22 protein-coding genes and 1 riboswitch are annotated in these 24,592 nt (G+C 54.8%); of the genes, 14 read left to right on the top strand and 8 right to left on the bottom strand.

Annotation, left to right across the window (positions count from 1 at the left end):
- Window positions 1–136: 136 nt before the first annotated feature.
- On the top strand, window positions 137–1,633 hold the full coding sequence (gene xylB / locus CDO73_RS25720) for a xylulokinase (RefSeq protein ID WP_088491357.1): 1,497 nt from the start codon (window positions 137–139) through the stop codon (window positions 1,631–1,633).
- Between the two features lie 232 nt (window positions 1,634–1,865).
- A complete protein-coding gene (locus CDO73_RS25715; protein WP_088491356.1) occupies window positions 1,866–2,975 on the top strand; it encodes a transglutaminase domain-containing protein in 1,110 nt (369 codons plus the stop codon).
- A 111-nt stretch (window positions 2,976–3,086) separates the two neighbouring features.
- Here the strand turns inward: CDO73_RS25715 and CDO73_RS25710 are convergent, their stop codons facing one another.
- Together CDO73_RS25710 and CDO73_RS25705 are read right to left on the bottom strand one after the other, a co-directional pair.
- Complete coding sequence (locus CDO73_RS25710) at window positions 3,087–4,559, bottom strand: amino acid permease (RefSeq protein ID WP_088491355.1); 1,473 nt, start codon at window positions 4,557–4,559, stop codon at window positions 3,087–3,089.
- Window positions 4,560–4,682: 123 nt separating this feature from the next.
- A riboswitch (Lysine riboswitch) is annotated at window positions 4,683–4,869 on the bottom strand.
- Window positions 4,870–5,189: 320 nt separating this feature from the next.
- Window positions 5,190–6,338, bottom strand: a complete 1,149-nt coding sequence (locus CDO73_RS25705; RefSeq protein ID WP_088491354.1) for a virulence factor — start codon at window positions 6,336–6,338, stop codon at window positions 5,190–5,192.
- A 191-nt stretch (window positions 6,339–6,529) separates the two neighbouring features.
- Here CDO73_RS25705 and CDO73_RS25700 point away from each other — a divergent pair, with 191 nt between their 5' ends.
- Both CDO73_RS25700 and CDO73_RS25695 read left to right on the top strand, forming a co-directional pair.
- The gene (locus tag CDO73_RS25700; RefSeq protein ID WP_088491353.1) at window positions 6,530–7,633 is read left to right on the top strand and encodes an MBL fold metallo-hydrolase; all 1,104 of its coding nucleotides are present in this window, start codon (window positions 6,530–6,532) and stop codon (window positions 7,631–7,633) included.
- Window positions 7,634–7,877: 244 nt separating this feature from the next.
- On the top strand, window positions 7,878–9,503 hold the full coding sequence (locus CDO73_RS25695) for an ABC-F family ATP-binding cassette domain-containing protein (RefSeq protein WP_088491352.1): 1,626 nt from the start codon (window positions 7,878–7,880) through the stop codon (window positions 9,501–9,503).
- A gap of 172 nt (window positions 9,504–9,675) precedes the next feature.
- Here CDO73_RS25695 and CDO73_RS27305 read toward each other — a convergent pair whose 3' ends face one another.
- The 3 genes from CDO73_RS27305 to CDO73_RS25675 form a co-directional block, all read right to left on the bottom strand.
- Window positions 9,676–9,858, bottom strand: coding sequence for a hypothetical protein (locus CDO73_RS27305; protein WP_088491351.1), 183 nt, complete (start codon window positions 9,856–9,858; stop codon window positions 9,676–9,678).
- Window positions 9,859–10,088: 230 nt separating this feature from the next.
- Window positions 10,089–10,901 (bottom strand): hypothetical protein, encoded by an 813-nt coding sequence (locus CDO73_RS25685; RefSeq protein ID WP_143536186.1) that lies wholly within the window; start codon window positions 10,899–10,901, stop codon window positions 10,089–10,091.
- A 311-nt stretch (window positions 10,902–11,212) separates the two neighbouring features.
- Window positions 11,213–11,380 (bottom strand): DUF1328 family protein, encoded by a 168-nt coding sequence (locus CDO73_RS25675; RefSeq protein WP_088491348.1) that lies wholly within the window; start codon window positions 11,378–11,380, stop codon window positions 11,213–11,215.
- 300 nt (window positions 11,381–11,680) lie between these two features.
- Between CDO73_RS25675 and CDO73_RS25670 the strand changes: the two genes are divergently transcribed.
- From CDO73_RS25670 to CDO73_RS25625, 10 genes are all read left to right on the top strand, one after another.
- Window positions 11,681–12,208, top strand: coding sequence for a DUF948 domain-containing protein (locus CDO73_RS25670; protein ID WP_088491421.1), 528 nt, complete (start codon window positions 11,681–11,683; stop codon window positions 12,206–12,208).
- 274 nt (window positions 12,209–12,482) lie between these two features.
- The gene (locus CDO73_RS25665; RefSeq protein WP_088491347.1) at window positions 12,483–13,031 is read left to right on the top strand and encodes a hypothetical protein; all 549 of its coding nucleotides are present in this window, start codon (window positions 12,483–12,485) and stop codon (window positions 13,029–13,031) included.
- Between the two features lie 156 nt (window positions 13,032–13,187).
- On the top strand, window positions 13,188–13,535 hold the full coding sequence (locus tag CDO73_RS25660; RefSeq protein WP_088491346.1) for a YflT domain-containing protein: 348 nt from the start codon (window positions 13,188–13,190) through the stop codon (window positions 13,533–13,535).
- Window positions 13,536–13,818: 283 nt separating this feature from the next.
- Window positions 13,819–14,982 (top strand): PP2C family protein-serine/threonine phosphatase, encoded by a 1,164-nt coding sequence (locus tag CDO73_RS25655; protein ID WP_088491345.1) that lies wholly within the window; start codon window positions 13,819–13,821, stop codon window positions 14,980–14,982.
- Window positions 14,983–18,669, top strand: a complete 3,687-nt coding sequence (locus CDO73_RS25650; RefSeq protein WP_088491344.1) for a response regulator — start codon at window positions 14,983–14,985, stop codon at window positions 18,667–18,669.
- A gap of 64 nt (window positions 18,670–18,733) precedes the next feature.
- Entirely contained in the window at window positions 18,734–19,606 is an 873-nt protein-coding gene (locus CDO73_RS25645) for a CheR family methyltransferase (RefSeq protein ID WP_179218837.1), read from the top strand.
- Between the two features lie 18 nt (window positions 19,607–19,624).
- Complete coding sequence (locus CDO73_RS25640) at window positions 19,625–21,283, top strand: response regulator (RefSeq protein WP_088491343.1); 1,659 nt, start codon at window positions 19,625–19,627, stop codon at window positions 21,281–21,283.
- A gap of 129 nt (window positions 21,284–21,412) precedes the next feature.
- Window positions 21,413–21,751 carry an STAS domain-containing protein gene (locus CDO73_RS25635; protein ID WP_088491342.1) on the top strand — a complete coding sequence of 113 codons (339 nt, stop codon included), beginning with the start codon at window positions 21,413–21,415 and terminating at the stop codon, window positions 21,749–21,751.
- Between the two features lie 18 nt (window positions 21,752–21,769).
- Complete coding sequence (rsbW, locus tag CDO73_RS25630) at window positions 21,770–22,222, top strand: anti-sigma B factor RsbW (RefSeq protein WP_088491341.1); 453 nt, start codon at window positions 21,770–21,772, stop codon at window positions 22,220–22,222.
- Complete coding sequence (locus CDO73_RS25625; RefSeq protein WP_088491340.1) at window positions 22,219–22,992, top strand: sigma-70 family RNA polymerase sigma factor; 774 nt, start codon at window positions 22,219–22,221, stop codon at window positions 22,990–22,992. The genes rsbW and CDO73_RS25625 overlap by 4 nt, the downstream gene beginning before the upstream one ends.
- 91 nt (window positions 22,993–23,083) lie before the next feature.
- Here the strand turns inward: CDO73_RS25625 and CDO73_RS25620 are convergent, their stop codons facing one another.
- The 3 genes from CDO73_RS25620 to CDO73_RS25610 form a co-directional block, all read right to left on the bottom strand.
- The gene (locus tag CDO73_RS25620; RefSeq protein ID WP_256972853.1) at window positions 23,084–23,503 is read right to left on the bottom strand and encodes a DUF5665 domain-containing protein; all 420 of its coding nucleotides are present in this window, start codon (window positions 23,501–23,503) and stop codon (window positions 23,084–23,086) included.
- Window positions 23,504–23,615: 112 nt separating this feature from the next.
- Window positions 23,616–24,185 carry a YtxH domain-containing protein gene (locus CDO73_RS25615; protein ID WP_088491339.1) on the bottom strand — a complete coding sequence of 190 codons (570 nt, stop codon included), beginning with the start codon at window positions 24,183–24,185 and terminating at the stop codon, window positions 23,616–23,618.
- 90 nt (window positions 24,186–24,275) lie between these two features.
- Window positions 24,276–24,533: a GlsB/YeaQ/YmgE family stress response membrane protein gene (locus CDO73_RS25610; RefSeq protein WP_088491338.1), complete on the bottom strand. Its 258-nt coding sequence runs from the start codon at window positions 24,531–24,533 to the stop codon at window positions 24,276–24,278.
- Window positions 24,534–24,592 lie beyond the last annotated feature (59 nt).

Here is a 24,592-nt window from a genome sequence, read left to right as displayed (position 1 = left end):
GCTTCCCGCAAGCTCCCTTCGGGGAAGGGAAGCCGTTCTTGTTTGTTCGGATGCTTTGCTCCGATTTTTGTCCGACGTCAGCCCGTCTTTCACTATCCCCAATACACGCGGCCCAGATCCGCGAGGAGGCCAAACCATGAGTTACGTAATCGGGATCGACCTCGGTACGAGCGCCGTCAAATCGGTGCTCGTCGACAAATCCGGCACGGTCGTCAGCGAACAATCCGAAGTTTATCCGCTCTATCAGCCGAAGCCGGGCTACAGCGAACAGGAAGCCGAAGACTGGGTCGAGAAAACCGTCCTTTCCTTGAACAACCTGCTGAAGACTTCCGGCGTGAACCCGGAAGAAATCGAAGGGATCAGCTTCTCCGGCCAGATGCACGGACTGGTGCTGGTCGGCGAAGACGGCCGCGCGCTGCGCCGCGCGATCCTCTGGAACGACACGCGCACGACGCCGCAGTGCCGCAAGATCGAGCAGGCGCTCGGCGAGAAGCTGCTGAAGATCGCGCGCAACCGCGCGCTCGAAGGCTTCACCCTGCCGAAGATTCTCTGGGTGCAGGAACACGAACCGGAAGTGCTGGAGCAGGCTTCGCTGTTCCTGCTGCCCAAAGACTACGTCCGTCTGCGACTGACCGGCAATGCCGCGATGGATTATTCCGATGCGGCCGGCACGCTGCTGCTGGACGTGGGCGGCAAGAAGTGGAGCGAAGAGATCGGCGAAGCGTTCGGCCTTAAGCCTTCGTTGTTCCCGGCACTCGTCGAATCGTTCGACGATACGGGATCGCTGCTGCCGGAGATGCTGGATCGTACCGGCTTGACCGAGAAGACGCGCGTGTACGCGGGCGGCGCGGATAACGCCTGCGGCGCGATCGGAGCGGGCATCTTGAGCGAAGGCCAGACGATGTGCAGCATCGGGACGTCGGGCGTCGTGCTGTCGTACGAGACGCGCCGCGATCTGGATTTCGAAGGCAAGGTCCATTTCTTCAACCACGGCGAAAAAGACGCTTTCTATATCATGGGCGTGACGCTGGCGGCCGGTTACAGCATGCAGTGGTTCCGCGAGACGTTCGGCGGCGAAGCTTCGTTCGAAGAACTGCTGGCCGGCATCGGCGAAGTATCGCCGGGCGCGAACGGCCTGCTGTTCACGCCGTACATCGTCGGCGAACGCACGCCGCACCCGGATTCCGATATCCGGGGCAGCTTTATCGGCATCGACGCGAGCCATAAACTGCCGCATTTCGCCCGTGCCGTAATGGAAGGCATCACGTTCTCGCTGCGCGAGTCGATCGATATTCTGCGCGCGGCCGGCAAGACGGTGGACAAAGTCGTTTCGATCGGCGGCGGAGCCAAGAATCAGGAGTGGCTGCAAATGCAGGCCGACGTATTCGGGGCCGACGTGCTCAAGCTCGAAAGCGAGCAGGGACCGGCGATGGGCGCGGCGATGCTGGCGGCTTACGGCAGCGGCTGGTTCGAGACGCTTCAAGACTGCGCGCGCGCGTTTATCCGCGAAGCGAAGACGTATACGCCGGACGCGCAGCGCGCCGAGACGTACAGCAAGCTGTTCGACGTGTATCAAGACGTATACGGCCGGACGGCCGAACTGAACCGCAAATTGGCGGCGTTCCGCGCTTAAATCTCGGTTCCCGCAACGGAAAACCGATTCGATGCGACGGCCGTTCTCCCGATCGGGAGAGCGGCTGTTTGCCGTGCGCCCGAATAAAAGCTGCTCTAAACGTAACCCTTTGCCGTCTGCGCACGTTTTTTTATCAAATAGAAGATTCGATATCGCTTGTCCGTTACGGCATCGAGCAGCGTTACCGATATAATAGAAGAAACTTTCGTCCGTAAGGAGGGCATGCAGGCACATGAAGACTTCGATTTCAAGACAACTGGTAAAAGTGAGCGCGGCGCTCATGCTGATGACGGGAGGAGTGCTCGGAGGAGCGCTGCCGTTCTCGGACACCGCGACGGTCGAAGCGGCCGCCGTTTCGCAGCCGCAAAAGCAATTGCAAGTTCAGATCTATCAAGCGCTGTCGGCACGCAAAAGCTCGATCGCCTTAACGTATCCGGGCAGCCCAAGCCAGTTCAAAAAAGCGATCGAATCCGCGTTGGACGCGGCGATCGATCAAGATCCGTATATTCATTACATCATGAAAGGATACGCCTATTCGCTCGAAGGGCGGGGGACTTCTTCGTCGGCGGAACTGAATCTGACGTATCGGGAAACGGCGGCGCAGAGCGCTTATGTGCATAAACGCGTCTCGACGGCGCTCGCGAAGATCACGAAGCCGGGGATGAACGACCATCTCAAAGTCAAAGCGATTCACGACTGGGTCGTGAAGACGCTCAAATACGATACGACGCTGTCGAAATTCACGGCGTACGAAGGATTGAAAACGGGCAGCACCGTATGCCAAGGCTATGCGCTGCTGACTTACGATATGCTGAAGCAGGCGGGATTCGAAACGAACATCGTGGAAGGTTACGTCAAAGGCGAAGCGCACGCGTGGAATATGGTCAAGCTCGACGGCAAATGGTATCAGATCGATACGACTTGGGACGATCCGGTACCGGACCTCGGCGATCGCGTCCTGACCTCGTATTATTTGGTCAGCGATCAGCAGCTGCGGCAGGATCATACGTGGAAAACGGCCAATTATCCGAAAGCGACGACTTCTTACGCGGAAACGCTGGACGGATTGGTCGCGAGCGGAGTGAGCGGGGCGAAAGAACTTCGCAGTTCGCTCGGCTATGCCGACAGCTTCGTGACGACTTCCGCCGGCCTGCGGCAAATCGTGAAAGCGGCGGATCAGAAAGGGCAAAGCAGCCTGACGTTCCGCTATCAAGGCACGAAAAGCAAATTGAAGCAGGATCTGATGGCTTTGTACGGGTACGGGCTGTCGCCGACCGGTTACACCAGCCGTTCGATCGGCGGAAGCAACAAGTGGCAGGTCACTTTGTATTGGCAGGAATAAAGGATCGGCATTCGGCCGAAAACCGATCCGATCGAATTCGAAAAAAAGCCTTCGTGTCCGGAAATCCGGCACGAAGGCTTTTGATTATTCGAAAGCGGACCAACGAAGAGATTACAGGTCGTCCCGGCTGCTCAGATCGCATTCTTCCAGCGGAACGACTTTGGTTCTTTTGGCGAACTTGTAGCCGAACCACAGAATCAGGAACAACGGAACGCTGAGATAGGTCGCGGTGATGCTCAGCCAATCGACATTGCCGTTCTCGATCGACGACAAGCTCTGGCCGACGATGACGACCAGACAGAGCGCGAAAGCGAACAGCGGCCCGAACGGGAACCAACGGGCGCGGTAAGGCAGTTCGTCGAGGCTTCGCCCTTGTTTCACGAAAGCGCGGCGGAACCGGTAATGGCTGACCGCGATGCCGACCCAAGTGATGAATCCGCACATTCCGGAAGCGTTCAGCAGCCAAGTGTAGACCACGCCGTCGCCGAAGAACGAAGCCAAGAAAGCCAGCATGCCGATCGCGGTCGTCACGATCAGGGAGTTGATCGGCACGCCGCCGCGCGTCAATTTGCCCAAGAACTTGGGCGCTTTGCCTTCGATGGCCAGCGCGTACAGCATCCGGGTGGACGCGTACATGCCGGAGTTGCCGGCGGACAGAACGGAAGTCAAGATGATGGCGTTCATGACGGCAGCCGCGAAAGCGAATCCCGCGCGCTCGAAGACGAGCGTGAACGGGCTGACGCCGATCTGATCCAGACCGCCGTTCAGCAGGTTCGGGTCCGTGTACGGGATCAGCAGGCCGATCACGAAGATCGCCAGGATATAGAAGATCAGGATGCGCCAGAACACTTGGCGGATGGCGCGGGGCACGTTGCGGCGCGGATCTTCGCTCTCGCCCGCGGCCACGCCGATCAATTCCGTGCCTTGGAACGAGAAGCCGGCCGCCATGAAGACGCCCAAGAAAGCGAAGAACCCGCCGTTGAACGGCGCGGCGCCCACGGTGAAGTTGCTGAATCCGACGGATTTGCCGCCCAGCACGCCGAAGATCATCGCCACGCCGACGACGAGGAAGATCAGGACGGTCACGATCTTGATCAGCGCGAACCAATATTCCGCTTCCCCGTAAGCGCGGACGGACAGGGCGTTCAGCAGGAACAGAACGCCCAAGAACAAGAGGCTCCACAAGAACGAAGAACTGTCCGGGAACCAGTATTTGATGATGAGCGTCGCGGCGGCCAGTTCGGCCGCGATCGTGACCGCCCAGTTGTACCAGTAGTTCCAACCCATCGCGAACCCGAAAGCGGGATCGACGTAACGGCCGGCGTAAGCGCTGAAAGAGCCGGGTTCGGGCGAGTAGGTCGCCAGCTCGCCGAGGCTGGTCATCAGGAAGTAGACCATGATGCCGACGGCCGCGTAAGCGAGCAGGGCGCCGCCCGGTCCCGCATCGGAGATCGCGCCGCCGCTGGCGAGGAATAGGCCCGTGCCGATCGCGCCGCCGAGGGCGATCATGGTCATATGACGGGCTTGAAGGCCTTTTTTGAGTCCGGGTTTGTCTGGTTGTATTCGAGCTTTCTCGGTGTTCATGTAACTTCAACTCTCCTCGTGTATATGGGTTGTCCACGAGCAGAAGCCAAAATGCGTACGCAAAAAGCCGGGGAGCGGGTCCGCCGGCCGTGGCAAATTCCGCATCGCAATCGTGCTTCGTCTCGTGAAGATAGCTCAACACCCGCGGTCAGGCGGGTGACAGTTCCGTTCCTTGTCGGAGACGGCCCCAGCACGGACTTCCGCAGAGAAGTCCGCACTTCGGCGGGTGCGCCTTTCCAAGCCGGCATCGAGGGCGTTCTGCTGCGCCTCCGCCAGTGTACTCATCGCCACCGCAACCTCTACCTCATCACCCGATCGAATCCGGTTCGCGATGAGGGAATAACTATTCGGTTGGATCTAGTACCCTTTCAACTCTTAATCACAGGTTTACGTTTTCCTGAACTTCATACCTAAAGCGTGTACGAAATCTCAGGGGGACGTATTCCTACCTTTAGTGTTGACAAGGTACTAAGCTTGCGTCTAAAGGGAAAAGCCCTGCGATCGGCAGGGCGAACAACTTACACAGTATAAGGGATTGCCGCGGCACAGGCAACCCTATTTCGCACAATGGTTTATAGAAACGATTGGAAAAGCTTTTCGGGAAACGGTATCGGCCGCTTCTGCTTCTGATCAGGCGGATTCTTCCGGTTTGCGGCGGCTTTTGGCCATCTGCTGCCAGATCGTGCCGGCCGCTTCTTCGCCGGAGTCGATACGTTCGAGCGCCATGCGAGCCTGAAGTCCGACCTCGAATTCGGGATCGTTCGAAGCTTCTTCGAGCGCGTCGCGCGCTTCGTCGGTCCCGACTTCGTACAGGAAGCGGGCAGCGCGCCAGCGCACGATCTTGCTGCCGTCTTTGAGCGCTTCGAGCATGGACGGCGTACCGGCCGGATCGCCGATATCCGACAGCGTGTCGCCGGCTGTCCGGCGCACGGCCGGAGAACCGTCTTTCATGGCGCGGAACAGAAGCTGCATCGCTGCAGGCGTCTTCAAGTCGCCGAGATAGACGACCGCAAGGCGGCGGATCTGCATCTTGTCGTCGCCGAGCGCGCGTTCGATCAGCGGCAGATTCTCTTCGCTGACCTCCATGGCTTCGAGCGCGGAATAACGGCGGCGCCAATCGTCGCTGGCCAGCCCTTCTTCGACTTCGGCATGCGTCCATGCGCGCCGTTCCTCGACGAATTCTTCGTTTTTCGCGCCGTGGGCGATCGCCTGTTTGATGACGCGTTCGAGGCGTTCGGGCGGGAAAGCCGCTTCCAGTTCTTGTTCGACTTCGCGGGCGATATCCGGCAGGTCGCCGTAGCGTACGCCGTAGTCGGTCAATTTGCGTTCTTTGATCAGCGTGGCGCTGGCGACTTCCGTTACCGCATCCACAAAACGCTGCGCGAGTCCGATCCGTTCTTCTTCCAGACCGGATTTGACCCGAATCTGCATCGGAATGCCGCGGAAGAATTGGACGAAGACTTGGGCTTCGCCGAAATGCCCGGCCGCGTCTTCGATATCCGAAGCGATCGGCTGGTCGGAACGGCTGCCGAAAATCTCCTGCACTTCGGAAAGGATAGCGGGCCAGTCCGCTCCCGGTTTACGGTCGATCGCCATGAAGTCGGTCGTATGGAAGACGCTTTTCACGCCTTCGATATGCAGCAGCTTTGCCACGATCGGCGGAGCGGAACGTTCGTTGTCGAGCGTGTATGTCTTTCGAATCCCGGTTTCCAACGTCTCGTCCAGATGAAGCTTCATCGTGTTCGGGCTGGGAGTCGGTTCGATCAATTTGATTTTCATAAGGTTTCCAACCTCCTTCTTCTATATTTTACACGCCGCAATTATAAATGTCACAGAATCAATCGACCCGATCAATCAGAGGTTTACGTTCGGCGGAAATGCAATCGAGCAAAAAAATCCGGCTAACCTAGTCGATATAAGGAAGTAGAGGGTAATGGGTAGAGAGGCAGTCTTCAGAAGGAGGAACGGATATGCCTAAGGTCAGATATATCAACGCCAACAACTTGCCAATGGGAAAAACGCTCCGAGAACATCGCGATCGTCATCTGCACCGCAGACGCAAAAAACGCGATTATTCCTATATCATTCCGAGTCAGCCGCCGAAGCTGGATTATTTGACGGATAATCGGGAGGACGTGACCATCACTTGGGTCGGCCACTCCACGTTCCTGATCCAGTACGCGGGACTCAATATTCTCACCGACCCGATCTGGGCGAAACGAATGGGTATCGGCAAACGGCTCAGCGAACCGGGCATTCCGATCGAAAAAGTCCCGCCCGTCGACCTGATCCTGATCTCGCATTCCCACTACGACCATATGCACATCGCGTCGATTCGCAGATTGCTGAATCCGAATACGCAGCTCGTCGTGCCGGTCGGCCTTAAGAAAAAGCTGGCTCGCAAACAGATCGAACGCTGCATCGAGCTGTCTTGGTGGGAAGAGATCGTGGTGCAGGGCGTGCGGATCACGTTCGTTCCGACCCAACATTGGACGAGGCGCACGCTGTTCGACGCCAATACGTCGCATTGGGGAGGGTTCGTGCTGGAGCCGGCCGAAGCGGTCAAAGCGGTACCCGGAACGGTCGTCGGCTTGTCCGACAAGCAGGCGCGTCCGGAAGACGGTTCCGTGCCGGAAAACGAGACGGATCCGCATAAATGCGGCCGCCGCAGCGGCACGCAGAACGCGAACGTGTCCAAAGACGGCACCCCGCTTCCGCCGACCGTTTATTTTGCGGGAGACAGCGGATATTTTGCGGGATTCCGCGAGATCGGCGACCGGTTCCCGGTGCATATCACGATGATGCCGATCGGGGCTTACGAGCCGGAATGGTTCATGGGGCCGCAGCATATGAATCCGGAACAAGCGCTTCAGGCGTTCCGCGACGTCGGTGCCGAGATCATGATTCCGATGCATTACGGCACGTTCAAGCTGTCCGACGATACGGCCGAAGAAGCGCTGGCCCGTCTGGAAGCGGAACGTCGGCGGACCCAGACTTCGCGGGACTGCATCAAGCTGATGGTCCACGGCGAGACGATGATCGTGCATGCGCAGCAGAAGACGATCGAACAATAAGCAGGCGAGCGAGCCGTCCCGGTCCGACACGGGACGGCTTTTGGCGGCGCGGCCGCTTTTTGCCGAAAATTTACCGGGAAACGATCAAGTCAAGGCTTACGGACGGCCGTTTTATGCTATAATAGGCTTTTGAAAAGCCAACCTGATTTTCAGGAAGTCAAGCATGATGTTTCGTTCGGATTCGATCCGCCTTTGAAGCGGTCGAAGCTCGGCGAAAAGTTTACGATAAAGGATGGGAATGCACATGATTAGCACAAGCGGCGTTACGCTTCGTTACGGCAAGCGGCCACTTTTCGAAGACGTCAACATTCAATTCAACCCGGGCAACTGTTACGGCCTGATCGGCGCCAACGGCGCCGGCAAGTCCACGTTCCTGAAGATCCTCTCCGGAGAGATCGAACCGAACCAAGGCGAAGTCTCCATCACGCCTGGCGAACGGCTCGCCGTTCTGAAACAGAACCATTTCGAATACGACGAATATCAGGTCTTGGAGACCGTGATCATGGGCCACAGCCGCCTGTATTCGATCATGAAAGAAAAAGACGCGCTGTATGCCAAAAGCGACTTCTCCGAAGAAGACGGCATCCGTGCCGGCGAGCTGGAAGGCGAATTCGCCGAGTTGAACGGTTGGGACGCCGAGTCCGATGCGGCCGCGCTCTTGATCGGTCTGGGCATCGTCCGCGATCTGCACGACAAAAAAATGGACGAGCTGAGCGGCAACGAGAAAGTCCGCGTCCTGCTCGCGCAGGCGCTGTTCGGCACGCCTCAGATCCTGCTGCTGGACGAACCGACCAACCACTTGGACATCGAATCGATCAACTGGCTGGAGAACTTCCTGATGGGCTACGAAGGCACCGTTATCGTCGTATCCCACGACCGTCACTTCCTGAACAAAGTCTGCACGCATATTGCGGACATCGACTTCGGCAAAATCCAGATGTACGTGGGCAACTACGATTTCTGGTACGAGTCCAGTCAATTGGCGCTCAAATTGGCCCGCGACCAGAACAAGAGAAAAGAAGAGAAAATCAAAGAACTTCAAGCTTTCATCCAACGTTTCTCGGCGAACGCTTCGAAATCGAAACAAGCAACGTCGCGTAAAAAGCAGCTCGACAAGATCGCGCTGGACGATATCCGTCCGTCGAACCGCAAATATCCGTTCATCAACTTCAAGCCGGAACGCGAAGCGGGCAAACAGCTGTTGAACGTGGATAACCTGAGCAAATCGATCGAAGGCGAGATGGTGCTCGACAACTTCAACCTCGTCGTCAACAAAGGCGACAAGATCGCGTTCGTCGGCCCGCACGGCCTGCCGAAGTCCACGCTGTTCGATATCGTGATGGGCGAGCAGGAAGCCGACAGCGGCGAATACACGTGGGGCGTGACGACCACTCAGGCGTATTTCCCGAAAGACAACTCGCAATACTTCGACGGCGTCGACCTCAACCTCGTGGAATGGCTGCGTCAATATTCCAACGATCAGGACGAGACGTTCCTGCGCGGATTCCTCGGCCGGATGCTGTTCGCCGGCGAAGAGAGCCAGAAGAAGGCCAGCGTATTGTCGGGGGGCGAGAAGGTTCGCTGCATGCTCGCCAAGATGATGCTCAACGGCGCGAACGTGCTGATCATGGACGAGCCGACCAACCACTTGGACTTGGAATCGATCACGGCGCTCAACAACGGCTTGATCGACTTCGACGGCACGCTGCTGTTCGTCTCCCATGACCATCAGTTTATCCAGACGATCGCGAACCGCATCATCGAGATTACGCCGAACGGCGTGATCGATCGCGTCATGACTTACGACGAGTACCTCGAGAGCGACGAAGTCAAAGCGCTGCGCGAGCGGATGTACGCGGTGCAAGTGTAAAGAGATCAAGAGCGGAAGTTCGCAGGGCATGATCAACGGCTTCGGCCGCGATCGAGTCATGCCGCCGTTTCCGGCGTTCTCGGCTATCGATCGACGGCGCGGAATTGAAAAAGCCCTTTTCCGGATTAACCGGAAAAGGGCTTTTGCTGCTGCCGAAATCGGTCGGTCTCGATTAAGATCCTCCGGTACGACGGCGCTGATTGTTAGGTTTTTTGTTGTTTTGGGTAGTCAGCTTTTTCGTCTGATTGCTCTGGAAACCGCCTTTGTTCGCGCTCGACTGCTGTTTCTTCTGTTCGAGTTTGTTGCGAATCGCTTCGGCCAGATCCACCTTGCGCGTTTCTTTTTCTTCGGTCATGCAGAATTCCTCCTCGCTGTGCAGCGGAGCGAAGCGCCCGCAGTCCGGGCTGCTTGCCGCTTGCGCTGCTGCGGATTTCTTCTTTATCTTATCCGCTTTCAAGCGGCGGGACAAGCGGCAAATTCCGCGCGAACGAACGGCGAGAAGAATAAGCGAAATCAACAAAAAGCACCGGCGGCTGCCGGTGCTTTTCGAATAAAACGTAAGGAAGGTTGAAGGGAAAGAGCCGATTACTCGACTACGATCCAAGCCAGACCCATCCAAGTGTAGATTTCGACCCATTGGCCGCTGGCCGGATCCGTTTTGCCGTTACCTGTAGTATCCAGCTTTTGCGGTCCGAGGTAGCCGATCATCGTGCCGCCCGGCGATTTGTAGAACGGAGTCATGCTCGTCAGGTTGATCGTAGGAGTCGGGTTATCGGAAATTTTGCTCGGATCGTTAACGACGACCAGAGGGCCTTTTTCGCCCGTGCTCATAACCGGGTTGATCGTGAAGTCTTGCAGAACGCCGCTGTTTACGCCTTGAAGCAGCGTGTTAAACGTTTCCATATCCGTACCGGAAGTGAACGGGTTGTTCGCAGCCGGGGACAGAACATAGATTACGCTTCCTGTTTCGTTGAGCGGTTTGCCCAGAGCGTCTTTGTTGGCGATGCTGTTCCAAACGCCGCTGTCATAGCCGCGAATCGAAGCGAAAGTTACCGGAGCCGCGTTAGTGTCGTTAGGCGTGTATGTAAAGTTAACGAGGTATACTCCGCTTTCTCCCATGTCTTTCAGTGCTTGGCCGGTGTACTCTTGGCTTTTTACGCGTTCGTTCCAAGTCGTAGGGTTCGTGAAGCTGAATCCTTTGTCGTTGCCTACGAACTTCGTCGTTGTCGAAGTCGATACTACCGTAGCCGGAGCCGTAGGAGTAGTTGTAGGCGCAGTTTCTGTTGTCGCAGGCGTTGTCGTAGGTGTCGTTGTCGGTGTCGTTTCAGCCGCCGAAGCCGCTGTTGCGAAGGAAGCCATGAGCAGAGCCGAGGCTGTAAGGGTAACCAGTTTTTTCATAAGGTGAACCTCCTTTGTATTTTAGGAGCTTGTTTGCTCCATCCTGCTATAAGAATAAACTAGACCTTCGCGAGTTGAACCAACCTTGCATAAAAAAATAACGGAATCGTAACTTGTTTCGCTTTGGGTTATCCCCTTAGCGCTTAACTCGGAAAACCTCTTCGAAAATTGCTATAATGTAAGCGGACGGTCGGCAGCTTGTCGCAAAGCGGCGAATAGGGTCGAATAATCGCCCCGAAGAAAGGAGGAAAAATAAAAAAACCGCTCCGTTTCGGAGCGGTTCAGTCGAAAGCCGATCGGTTTGCCCAAATCTAACGGGTCGAACGATTTCGGCCCAAGAACAGGGAAATGACGAACAGGGCCAAGAATACCCAGAACAACAGTTTGAAAATCGCGGCAGCCGCTTCGATGATGCCTGCGAATCCGAAGATCCCCAGCACGACGGCGACGACCAGCAGAAGCAAAGACCACTTCAACATGAATCTCACTCTCCTCGTTTCGTATGATGTTTCCGCTTGGACGAACGAACCGCAGAACGGAAGAACAGAATAGTAGTAGAAAAGCCGAAATATTCGTCGGTCGAACCGCGAATGTTCCGCTTGTCTCGCAGACACAATTAACCGGGCATTTTCGGAATGAAACAGAGCTTCGTTTAGCGGTTCGCGGGCATTTTCGCTTTTGTTTCGGGGGAAAATGCACAGGGTAACTAAGGAGTAATGCAAGAGACGATCAGCAAACAACAAACAAAAAACGGGTGTGGAGAAAGCGAGGTTTTGGATGTGATTTGGGAATGGGCTTTGATTATCGTGGCTTTGGCTTTCGTAGCGCTAGTCATCTTCCTGATTAAGACGCTGCAAGCCGGAACCAAGACGCTGGAGAATACGGCGCAAACATTGAAAGAAGTACAAAAAACGATGGACGAACTGACTTATGAGGTCAAACAAATCGTCCGGCATGCCAACGATATTACGCTGGATGCCAATCATAAGCTCAAACAGCTCGATCCTGTGATGGAATCCGTGAAAAACCTCGGGCAGCTGATGAACGAAGTGACTCTGGTGACCCAGCAGTATTCGCATCGGATGATCGAGAAAGCGAAGCATCATCGGGAAAACAAAGAAAAACACAAACGCGAAAACGGGGGAGCGGCGCTGCTGCCGGCTTCCGGCGATAGCCCGACCGTCAAAACGTACGAAGCGACGTACGGAGCAGGCGGACGAGACGGAGCGACGGCGGGCGCAAACGTGCAGAAGATCGTGAAAATGATCGATACGGGCGCTTCCATCTGGCAGAAATTCCGTCGCTAGTGAGTTGACCGAACCCAATCAAAGGCTTGAGACCTTCGGAAACGCGCACGGTTTAAGCGAGTTTTCGAAGGGCGAAACCTAACCTTGTGTTCGGTCGACGTAGTAGTGAGTTGACCGAACCGAATCAAAGGCTTGAGACCTTCGGAAACGCGCACGGTTTAAGCGAGTTTTCGAAGGGCGAAACCTAATCTCGTGTTCGGGCAACGTACTAGAAGCCGGACGGGCATGGGAGGGCTGCACGGAGTCCCTGTAACGCGACGAAAGGATGAGAAAGATGTTTACGATCATGATGATGTTGACTGCCATGTTATCTTCTCTCTCGACGCAGGATTCTGTCCCTTCCCATGCTCAGGTTTCCGACTTTTCGCAAGAAACGGCTGTGTACCGTACCGCGTATTCCGATTTCACCCATGTTTCATCGCATCGCGCTTCGGCCTATCCTGCCGCGTCCGGCAGCGAATCGATCAACGGGCTGACGCTTCAGAACCGTATCGAAGACGCCGACCGGCTGTACGGAAAACCGAGCGAGCGCGTTCCGGCTTATATGGGCGGCGAAGAATACCGATACGACGGCCTGAACGTAGGCGTCTACGAGGGTTGGATCTATTACGTCTCCGTCCCGGCAAGCACGGGTTCGTTCAATCTCAACGGACGTTCGATCCCGATGGATGTCGACCGGATTCGCGACGAACTGGGCAAGCCGGACTTTACTGCCGACGACGGTTTCGGATACGAGCACGACGGCCAAGCGATCAAGATATTCGTCGATCCGCTTGACGGCAAGCTTCGCAGCGTCGATTTATTCGACAGTTCTTCGGTATAATAAGCTGAAGCCGAATTTCTTGCGCATCGGTTCGGAACGGAATTTGCGAGAAAAAACCAAAAAACGTCGTTTTGTCGTTTCATGATTCGTTTTTTCGGTTAAATATAAGTTTGTGTTGTCTACTCTATCTTAAAACGTTTAAGGAGCGTGCGGATTATGGATGCTTCTGATACGAAGGCTTACGCAAAGATTGTGGAGAACGGCACGGAAGCGGTCGAAACGATTCGGGAGCTTCGGATCACGGGATATACGGGAGATCAGCTTTTCGTATTGGCCTATGATGAAAAGAAAACCGAACTTACCGCCGAGGCGGCCGGAGTTCGCCCGGTATTTCCGGAGATCGCCGAAGGAGAAACGGCCGATCTGCATATTTTCCGTTCCGATGCGGAAGAACTGCGCAAGCGGATTGCGGATATGGGATTCTCCGAGGCGGAAGCGGCGTATTACGAGGAACAATTGGAGCTGGGCAAGGTGTTGGTGGTTGCTTGGACGCCCGCTTTGTGAATAAAGGAATGCAATCCGCGAGAAGCGTGCAGCCTGATAAGCGGATTCGAAACATAGATAAGGAATGGGAGAGCTCTCCCATTCCTTATCTATGTTTACAGAACGTTTGACAAGAAGTTGATAAAAAGTATGAAGCAGGATAAAAAACCGTTTGATCGCTGAATTGGATGAAGAGCAAGGCGAGAGCGTAAACAGAGTACCTTGACCGATAACGATGCGACGTTACGCCCCGACGGAACGTAAGCTTTGGATTCGATTCGGTCAACGTAAGAGGGAGAGGATTATGAAGATTCTAGTTGTCGACGACAATCCTACCAATGTCATTATCATTCGCGAGATATTGAAGAAGGAAGACTACCGAAATATCGAAATCGCCGCTTCCGCGCGAGAAATGTTCGCGATTTTGGGCATTGCCGATCTTGACCCGCAGGTCAAGCCCAAAAATTCGGATATCGATTTGATTCTGCTCGATATGATGATGCCGGAGATGGACGGGATCGAAGCCTGCCGGATCGTGCAGACGTACGAGCATCTTCGCGATATTCCGATCATTATGGTCACGGCGGTAGGCGACTCCAAAAAGCTGGCCGAAGCGTTGGATGCCGGAGCGGGCGACTATGTCACCAAGCCGATCAATAAAGTCGAGCTTATGGCCCGGATCCGTCTGGCGCTTCGGCTTAAGCAGGAGAAAGACTGGCACAACGAACGCGACCAACGCATTCAGGACGAGCTGAAGCTCGCCGCGCTTGTGCAAAATGCGGTTTTGAGCCTTCCGATCCACGATCCCGGCATCGAGATCGAAGCGTTGTATAAACCTTCGTTCGAGTTGGCAGGGGACTTGTATGCTTGGTATCCGCTCGGCGACGGGCGTTACGGCGTTATTCTGCTGGATATGATGGGACACGGCATTTCGTCCTCTCTGTTCTGCATGTTTATCGCTTCCGTGCTTAAGGATACGGTCGTGACGTATGTCGATCCCGAAAAGGTAATCCAAGAGCTGAACCGGCGCTTCAATCAGCTTCATATCGAAAATCAGCTCATCCAATATTATTTCACCGCCATCTACATGGTGGTCGACACGCGCTTCAAGCGTATCGACTATGTCAATGCCGGCCATCCGCCGGGTCTGCTGTTCTGCGGAGACGATGTCGTTAAACTGGAACGTTCTTCTCATCCCGTAGGATTGTTCGATCGGATCGACGCCGCGCCGCAGACCGTGACTTACGAAGGCGACAGCCATCTGGTCCTGTATACCGACGGATTGTTGGAAGCGGTGGACGGCGAGCAAGAAGATCAGTTGAATTTTTTGGTCGACCAGTTGAAAGGCGAACATGCTTTCGACAAAGCCCGGATGGAAGAGGTGTTTTTCGAGGGAGAACCGGACGCGGAACAAGACGACGACAAATGTCTGGTCTGGATCTCTTTGACAGAAGGAGCGGCTGAGTAAATGAAAATAAAGACGAAGCTGGTCGTCGGCTTTACGGCATTGCTGCTGATCATGCTGGCATTGTCGCTGGTAAGTTACGACCGGATGAATTATATGAACAGCCAGATCGACCGCGTTTATCAGGAACGCTATATGAAAGTTCGTTACAGCAGCGGTATGCGCGGGGAAGTGAACAGCATCGCGACGGAACTGGCCAATCAATTGTTGGGCGGCCAGTCGTCGGCCCTTTCGGAAAGCCGCTTGTTGATCGACAGTTCCAAAGAGCGCGCTCAGCGGTATTGGGAATCGATCACGTCCGAGAGCGGTTCCGCCGAAGAACGCAGGCTGGTTCAGAACGTGGGAACCGCCTGGCAGAACTTCTCCAGTTACGAAGCGAACCTGATGCAGCTGCTGGAGAACGGCGAACTGTCGCAGGCGAAGGCGTACCGCGATTCCACGGGAATCGAACTTCAACGTTCGGCACTGAGCGCGATGAACGATCTGGCGAACTATCAGGATCTTCAGGTGGAAGCGGAAGTCAACAGCGTCAAAGCCGCTTATGAACGCTCCGTACAGATTACGACCGCTTTCCTTGCGGTGGGTCTGCTGCTGGGGCTGGGCATCATGATGTGGATCATTCCGAGCATCACTCGCGGTCTCAATACCGTATCGATGATGATCTCGAGCTTCGGCAAAGGAAAGCTGAAAGCCATTCGGCGCATCAAAGTCAAATCGAAAGACGAGATCGGCAGCGTGGCGAAGGTGTTCCAAGCGATGGCCGAAGATATCGAAGAAAAACAGCAGCTCGAACGGGATTATATGGCGGCGCAGAACGATCAAGCTTGGATCAATTCCAACATGGCCCGGATCACGGACGTGCTCAAAGGCATCATGTCGCTGGAAAAAGTATCGCAGATGTTCGTGAGCGAATTTACGCCGGTGCTCGGAGCGGAATACGGAGCGCTTTACCTGACCGACATGCAGAATCCGAACGAACTTCGTTTGTACGGTTCTTACGCTTTTACGGGAGATCCGAACGCCAAGACTTCTTTCCGGATCGGCGAAGGGCTGGTCGGGCAGAGCGCGGCGGACCGGCGGGCGATCGCGCTTCACGAACTCCCGCAGCAGTATATCGAGGTACGTTCCGCGCTCGGCGGCGCTTCTTCCGCCGAGATCATGATCTATCCGATCATGGCGGAAGACCAGTTGATCGGCGTATTCGAGATCGCTTCGTTGACGTCGTTCAGCGGTCTGCAGCGGCAGTTGCTTGATCAACTGCTGTCGAACCTAGGCGTGATCTTGAACAATATCAACGGACGTCTGCGGGTCGAAGAGCTGCTGCGCGAATCTCAGGCTCTTACGGAAGAGCTGCAATGCCAATCCGAAGAACTTCAGACCCAGCAAGAAGAGCTCAAACGCTCGAACGAAGGTCTGGAAGCCCAGACCGACGCGCTCAAGCGTTCGGAAGAGCTGCTTCAGCGTCAGCAAGAAGAACTGGAACATTTCAATACGGAGCTCATTGCCAAGACTCGCGCTCTGGAAGAACAGGTGCACGAGACCGAAGAGAAAAACCGCGAAGTCGAGAAAGCGCGCACCCAATTGGAACGTCAAGCGATGCAGCTTGCCGTATCCAGCAAATACAAGTCCGAGTTCTTGGCGAATATGTCGCACGAACTTCGCACGCCGCTTAACAGCTTGTTGATCCTGTCGCAGCTGTTGGCGGAGAACAAGGACGGCAACTTGGCGACGAAGCAGGTGGAATATGCGCAGACCATCTACATGTCCGGATCGGATCTGTTGAAGATGATCGACGAGATTCTCGATTTGTCGAAAGTGGACGCGGGCAAGATGGAACTGAACCGCGAACCGATTCCGCTGGAGGAGATCGCCAGATTCGTTTCCAGCAACTTCGCCGCCGTAGCGGACAAAAAAGGCATCGGCCTGAATATCGAAGTCGACGAAAGCAACCTGCCGAGCGCGCTGTTGACGGACGGACATCGACTGAAACAGGTTCTGCGAAATCTGCTGTCCAACGCGTTCAAGTTTACTTCCGACGGTTCGGTAACGTTCCGCGTACGCGAAGCCGAACCGGATAACCTGCCGGATTATTTGGAGAAAAAACGCAAATTCATCGAATTTTCCGTTATCGATACCGGGATCGGCATCCCGGCGGATAAGACGGACATCGTCTTCGAGGCGTTCCAGCAGGTCGACGGGACGACCAGCAGGAAGTATGGAGGAACGGGTCTGGGCTTGTCGATCAGCCGGGAGTTGGCGAAACTGCTCGGCGGTACGATCGAGTTGGAGAGCGAAGAAGGCCAAGGCAGCCGATTCACGTTATACGTGCCTAAGTTGACGGCCTATGCGGCCGAAGAGGAAGCCGCGTCCCGAGAAGCGTCGGCGTCGTTCCCGCAAGCGAGGGAGACGGAACGCGCGCCGATCGCGCAGCGGGGCAAGCCGGCTCCGGTCGAGTCGCTTCCGCCCAAACCGAAGCAGCCCGAGATCGAAGACGATCGGGAGAGCTTGAGCCCGCAGGATAAGGTCTTGTTGATTATCGAAGACGATCCGAAGTTCGCGGTGATTCTGCGCGACATGGCCAGAAGCCACGGCTATAAAGCGCTCGTCGAAGTTCAGGGCGACACGGGACTCGAGACGGCGCGAAGCCGGATGCCGGACGCGATCATTCTCGATATCCAGCTGCCGGTTATCGACGGTTGGACGATCCTGAGCGAACTGAAGAGCAACTCCGAGACGCGGCATATTCCGGTTCACGTCGTATCCGTCGTCGATGACGTCAAACAGGGATTGATGATGGGCGCGATCGCCTATCTCAAAAAGCCGGCCAGCAAAGACGGTCTCGAGCGCGCCTTCTCTTATATCGGGTCTTACGCGGACAAAGGGCTCAAACATCTGCTGATCGTCGAAGACGACGAGACGCAGCGCGGAGCGATCATCGAGTTGATCGGGCATGACGACGTGGCGATCAAAGCGGTAGGAACCGGCAGCCAGGCGCTCGAGGAACTTCAGCGGCATCATTACGACTGCATGGTGCTGGATCTGATGTTATCCGATATGACCGGCTTCGAGATGCTGGACCGCATCCGCGAAGACGAACGGCTTCGCGATCTGCCGATCATCATCTATACCGGCAAAGATCTGGACGCGAAAGAAGAAACGAAACTGCGCCAGTATGCCGAATCGATTATCGTCAAAGACGTCAAATCGCCCGAACGCCTGCTGGACGAAACGACCTTGTTCCTGCACCGGGTCGAAGCGGATCTGCCGGAAGACAAACGCAAGATCCTGCAAAAGCTGCATAACAAAGAAACGTTGTTCGAAGGCAAAAAGATCCTGCTTGTCGACGACGACGTGCGAAACGTGTTTGCGCTGTCGAGCGTGCTCGAAAGTTACCGAATGGACGTCACGTTTGCCGAGAACGGCCGCGAAGCTCTCGATATTTTGCAGGAGCGCGGCGATTTCGATCTGATCCTGATGGATATGATGATGCCGGAGATGGACGGTTACGAAGCCATGCGCCATATCAGGCAGATGTCCCGGTTCGAACGGATTCCGATCATCGCCCTGACAGCCAAAGCGATGAAAGAAGACCGCAGCAAGTGTATCGAAGCCGGAGCGTCCGATTACGTCAAAAAGCCGATTCAGACGGAACAGCTTCTTTCATTAATGCGCGTTTGGTTGTATTCGTAAGGCGCATATCTGGGTAATAAACAAAGATTAAAGACGATTTTCTACACTATCTGGGGTTGAACTTATGACATTCAACGGTTCTGAAGAAATGATTGTGCCGGAAACGGCGACCGACAACACCACGGAACGCGAAGCGATCGAAGCCGATTTGCTGCTGGAAGGCGTACACCGCATGTACGGATACGATTTTCGGAATTATGCAAGGCCCTCGCTTCTCCGTCGAATTTGGCATCACGTCCATTCGGAGAACCTTTCGACCATTTCTCAGCTTCAGGACAAAGTCCTGCACGATCGCGCTTCTTTCGAACGAATGGTTCAGAACCTTTCGATTCCGGTCACGGAAATGTTTCGTGACCCGGAATTGTTCCGTACTTTCCGCCGCGAAGTCGTTCCGATCCTGCGCACTTATCCGTATATCCGCATCTGGCACGCCGGTTGTTCGACGGGAGAAGAAGTATACTCCATGGCGATTCTGCTGCACGAAGAAGGGCTGTACGACAAGTCCCGCATCTATGCGACCGACATGAACGACCGCTCTTTGCAGCAGGCCAAAGAAGGTATCTACGGCATCGAGAAGATGAAGCTGTATACCAAAAATTATTTAGATGCCGGAGGCACACAATCGTTTTCGGATTATTACACCGCCAAATACAATTCCGTGATGCTTCAGCCTTTCTTGCGCAAAAACATCATTTTCGCCGAGCATAATCTGGCGACCGACCGCTCTTTCAACGAGTTTAACGTCATTTTTTGCCGGAATGTCATGATTTATTTCAACGATACGCTCCGAGATCAAGTGCACGGACTGTTCTACGAGAGCCTCAGCCGCTTCGGCATCCTGGTTCTCGGTTCCAAAGAGTCCATTCATTTCACCCGCTACAGCGACTGCTACGAACCGCTCGACCGGGTAGAGAAGATCTATCGGAAGATTAAATAGAAAGTGTAGGGGGATTCCATGGTGGTTCAAGAGCCGATTCATATCCTGTTGGTCGACGACCGTCCGGAGAACTTGCTCGCTTTGGAAGCCGTTCTGGGCAGCGAGCGCTATACGCTCGTGAAGGCGACTTCCGGCGAAGAAGCGCTGCGCTGCCTGCTCAAAGACGAATTCGCGGTTATCGTGCTTGACGTTCAGATGCCGGGCATGGACGGAATCGAAACCGCGAAGCTGATCAAGGCGAGGGAAAAGACCAAAGACATTCCGATTATCTTTATCTCGGCTAACAGCAAAGAATCCGAGCATCTGTTTGCCGGGTACTCCGCCGGCGCGATCGATTATATGGTGAAACCTTTCATCCCTCAGATTTTGAAATCCAAAATCGAAGGGTTCGTTAGCATGTATATCGCCAATAAACGGCTCAAAGATCAGACGGCTCTGCTGCATCAGAAAACGCAGGAGCTGGAGAAGATCAACGAAGAATTGATCAAGGCCAAAGAAGAAGCGGAGATTGCGGCGAAAGCCAAAACGGAATTTCTCGCCATGATGAGCCACGAGATCCGAACGCCGATGAACGGAGTCATCGGCATGATCGATCTGCTGATGGAGACGGAACTGAAACCGGAGCAGAAAGAGTACACGGAGATCATTCGCGGCAGCGCGGACGCGCTGGTGGCGGTCATCAACGATATCTTGGACTTCACCAAAATGGAATCCGGCAAGATGGAGCTGGAAGAGCATCCGTTCGAGCTGAAAACCTGCATCAGCGAAGTTTTTAATCTGTTTACGATGGAAACGGCCCGCAAGAACCTGGAGATGGTATACTTTACGGAAGAGTCGGTTCCCGAACTGATTTACGGAGACATGGCCCGACTCAGACAAGTGCTCATCAACTTGGTCGCGAACGCGGTCAAGTTTACCGAGCGCGGAGGCATCTATCTGGTCGTATCGAGACGCGCCGAAGAAGACGGTACGCTAACGTTGGAGTTTGCCGTCAAAGATACGGGGATCGGCATCTCGCCGGACAAGATCAATCGGTTGTTCCAGCCGTTCTCGCAGCTCGATTCTTCGATGACGCGCAAATACGGCGGAACCGGATTGGGGCTGGCGATTTGCAAAACGCTGGTGGAGATGATGGGCGGAAACATTCACGTCGAAGCGATGGACGAGGGAGGAGCAACGTTTGTCTTCACCATTCGCGTCCAGACTTACCAACCGGAGGACCCCCACCCTTTTCGCAGCGAACCCTTAGCGATCCTTCACGAAGAAACAGGAATTCCGGCTTCCGTCCTGATCGTGGATGACCATCCGGTAAACCGCAAACTTATGGTCAGCATGCTTCAGAAAATGGATATCGCGGCCGATGCGGCGGAAAACGGCGAAGAAGCGCTGCGCATGCTCGGCAGCCGGCGGTACGATTACGTCTTTATGGACTTGCAGATGCCGGTCATGGACGGAATCGAAGCGACGCGCCGGATTCGCGAGCGTTTTGTCGGGGGGATCGAGCCGGTGATCGTAGCCATGACCGCGAACGTCATGAACGATATTCAGCGGCGGTGCATGGAAGCCGGAATGAACGATTACATCAGCAAGCCGGTCAAAATGTCGGGCATCAAACAGGTACTCGCTCGCCATATGGCGAACCGGAACGGCTATTCCGCGAACCGGGCGGCGCGTTAAGAGCGGCTCGGAGCGCTTGCGACGGTTGCGGGGATTGCCGAGTAACTTGTAGCAAGTCGGTAAACTCGGTTTCATTTATTCGATTTACGTTTAATAAGCTTAGAAAACATTTTTTTAGGGAGAATGTCTATGACCACTAATAAAAACGATAAGTTCAATGCCAAAACGGTTTCCGAAGAAGGCAAAAACGTCGTCTACCTCAGCGGGGAGCTGGATTTGTCCGTAGCGCCGGATTTTCGTCTTGTGATGGAGCCGCTTGTAGGGGATTCCGAGGTCGATTTGGCCATCAATTTGCGAGAATTGAAGTACATCGACAGTACGGGGATTGGGATTCTGTTGTCCGTTTTGAAAGCCCGGCACTCCATGAACGCTTCGTTCGCGGTAGAAGAAGTGCCGACACAAATTCAAAAGCTGTTCGACATGACAGGTATCGCCAAGTTTTTTGAACCCCAAGAGAATTCCCAATAGGAAAGGATCGAACAACGCATGAAAGCAGATCAAACCGTTACCCTCAACTTACCGGCTACGGCTGACTTCGTGGACATCGTACGGTTAAACCTGTACGGGATCGCCTCCAAGATGGGCTTCTCCTATGAAGACATCGAAGACATGAAAGTCGCTGTATCCGAAGCTTGCAATAACTCGGTCTTATACGCCTACGGGCAAGAAGGCGGATTGGTGGAAGTGGTCTTCGGCATCAACGGCGAAGAACTGACCATTACCGTCAAGGACGAAGGCGTAAGCTTCTCGCTGCCGCAGGACGTATCCGACGCCGCTCCGACCTTGCACGAAAAAGAATTGCATGATGTGGAGATCGGAGGTCTCGGTTTCTACTTGATGCAAGCGCTCATGGACGACGTTAGCGTCGTCAGCGAGAGCGGAAAAGGAACGCAAGTCGTACTGACTAAGCGTCTCACCAGGAGTGAGGAGAAAGTATGAATGATAAAGTGACCCCGCCTGAATCCATGTCCGAATCCGTGTCTTTGATCTGGGAATACCAACAGACCAAAGACAACGAGATCGCCACGGTGTTGATCAAAAAATACGAACCGATGGTGAAGATGGCCGCGGGCAAGATTGCCAGAAACCGGCCCGATCTTTACGAAGACTTGTATCAGGTTGGTCAGATGGCCTTGATCCGCTTGCTTCAACAATACGATATCCAACTGGGAATTCCGTTCGAACCTTATGCGATGAAGAGCATGATCGGACATATGAAGAACTTTTTGCGAGACAAATCCTGGTACATACAAGTGCCTAGACGAATCAAGGAAAAAGGGGCGCTCGTCCAACAGGCGATCGACGAACTGACCGTAAGGTTGGAACGTTCGCCTGACGTCAAAGAGATTGCGGAATATCTGGATTTGAGCGTGGAAGAAACGGTCGAAGTCTTGGCCGGACGCGAATGTTATCATTATGTCTCCCTCGACTCTCCGCTTTCTCAAGAGGAAAGCGCCGCAACGCTCGGAGAGCTGATCAGCTCGGACGTCAACGATTACGATACCGTTGAACGTCGCATGGACCTTCAACAGGCGCTTAGCCAATTGAAGGAACAAGAGCAGAAAGTTCTGCTGCTGGCTTTCCAAGAAGGCCAATCGCAGCGGGCGATCGCGCAGAAGCTCGGCGTCTCCCAAATGAGCGTATCCCGGATTCAGAAACGCGCCACCGAAAAGCTGAAACAAATCATGTCCAATTCTTCCTCGTTATGAAAAAAGAAGACGACAGTTTATATCCAGAAATGGCCGATCCCATCCCTTTGTATCGAGATGGCTCGGCCATTTTGTTTGCGTTTGTTCCGGATCAAGCGCCGCCTTTGCGGCCTTCCTTGATCAGGCTGCCCATATAGTCGAAAAAGTCGCTGACATAAGGAACGCCCAGGCTCGCCATCACGGAAGCGATCCAAGTGAGAAGGGCGATGACGACGACCGTGCCTACGGATAAACCCAGACCGCGAGCCACTCCCGCCGTAAAGTTGGAGATGATGCGCCTTTTCCAATCGGTGTAATTTTCGACGAGGTCTTTGAAATCGCCTTTTCGCAGAGCGACGGAGATGTCTTCCAGCTGTTTGTTCAACCGGGAGACTTCGTGGCGCAGCTCGAACGGATGATCTTTGGATAAGTCTCTCGGACGCAAGGTTCCGTCCTGCGTACGTTCGTTTTGTTCGATAGTGCCGCTGGCGAATCGGTCGCCCGGATTAGGGCGCGTCTCTGTAGGTGTCATGGCATATCCCTCCGCTTTCGGTCATGATAGTCGATAGAACGAGGTCGGCAAGCTCGGAAGCCCGATAAAAAAAGCCGGCTGATTCAGCCGGCTTTTCGAACATTTCGCCAGATTACAGAACAGGCTTTTCGCTTGTCGGCGTACCGGAGTTCAAAGATTTGAGCTCGTCTTTGGTTTCAGCGGCTTTGTCCGCAGTCTCGGACATGATTTCTTTGTCCGCTTTGGCTGCTTCGTTGGCGACGTCGGCCGAAGCCGTTTTTACGGTTTCGCCCACATCGGCGGAGGCGTCTTTTACGGCTTCCGCGACATCGGCTCCGTTTTTGCGAACGGATTGGACGACGTTGGACGTTTTTTCGCTTACGGACTGGGCGAGGGTAGTCGCTTTTTCGCTGACGACGCCCGCGGCCGTTTGCACTTTCTCGCCTACGACGCCGGCAGCCGTTTGAACCTTGTCGCCGACGACCGAAGCGGTGTCTTTGGCTTTGAGGCCGATCGTGCTTGCTACGCCTTTGGTTTTATCCGTAGCTACGCCGACTTTGTCGGAAATGTCGCTGCGAAGATCGCGTCCCGGTTTCGGGGCGAACAGCAGGGCTGCCGCCGCGCCGATCAGACTGCCGATCAGAAGGCCTTTCGCGAAAGTGCTGCCGCTTTGTGCCGGATATTCTCTTTCTGCTTCGTTCATACAAAATCACTCCTTAAGTGTAGTAGTCATGGGCCGTGCGGTTGCAAGTGCAAAGCGTTCCAACCGCTCCGTCAGACCGAAATCGAATGTCTAGGCCGCGCGTCTGAACAACTTAGCAAAGAGTCCAAGAATCAGGACGAAGATGGCAGTTCCAAAGACGGCCGGAATGATCGCGAAGCCCGCGATGTTCGGACCGAAGTCCCCGAACAGCAGGTTGCCGACCCAAGCACCGGCCAAACCGGCTACCGCTGCGCCTATGATACCGCCCGGCATCATATTATCGGCCAACGCGTCTCCGATAAAACCGATGACGATGGCCATGATCAGGCTAATGACCAATCCCCACATCCGGCTCACCTCCGTTCCCGGCTTCTTGCTTGCGCAGTGTCCGACAGGATTGCGCCGCC

This window comes from Saccharibacillus sp. O23, assembly GCF_002205895.1.
Classification (GTDB): Bacteria; Bacillota; Bacilli; order Paenibacillales; family Paenibacillaceae; genus Saccharibacillus.
This window is presented reverse-complemented; position numbering and strand designations above follow the sequence as displayed.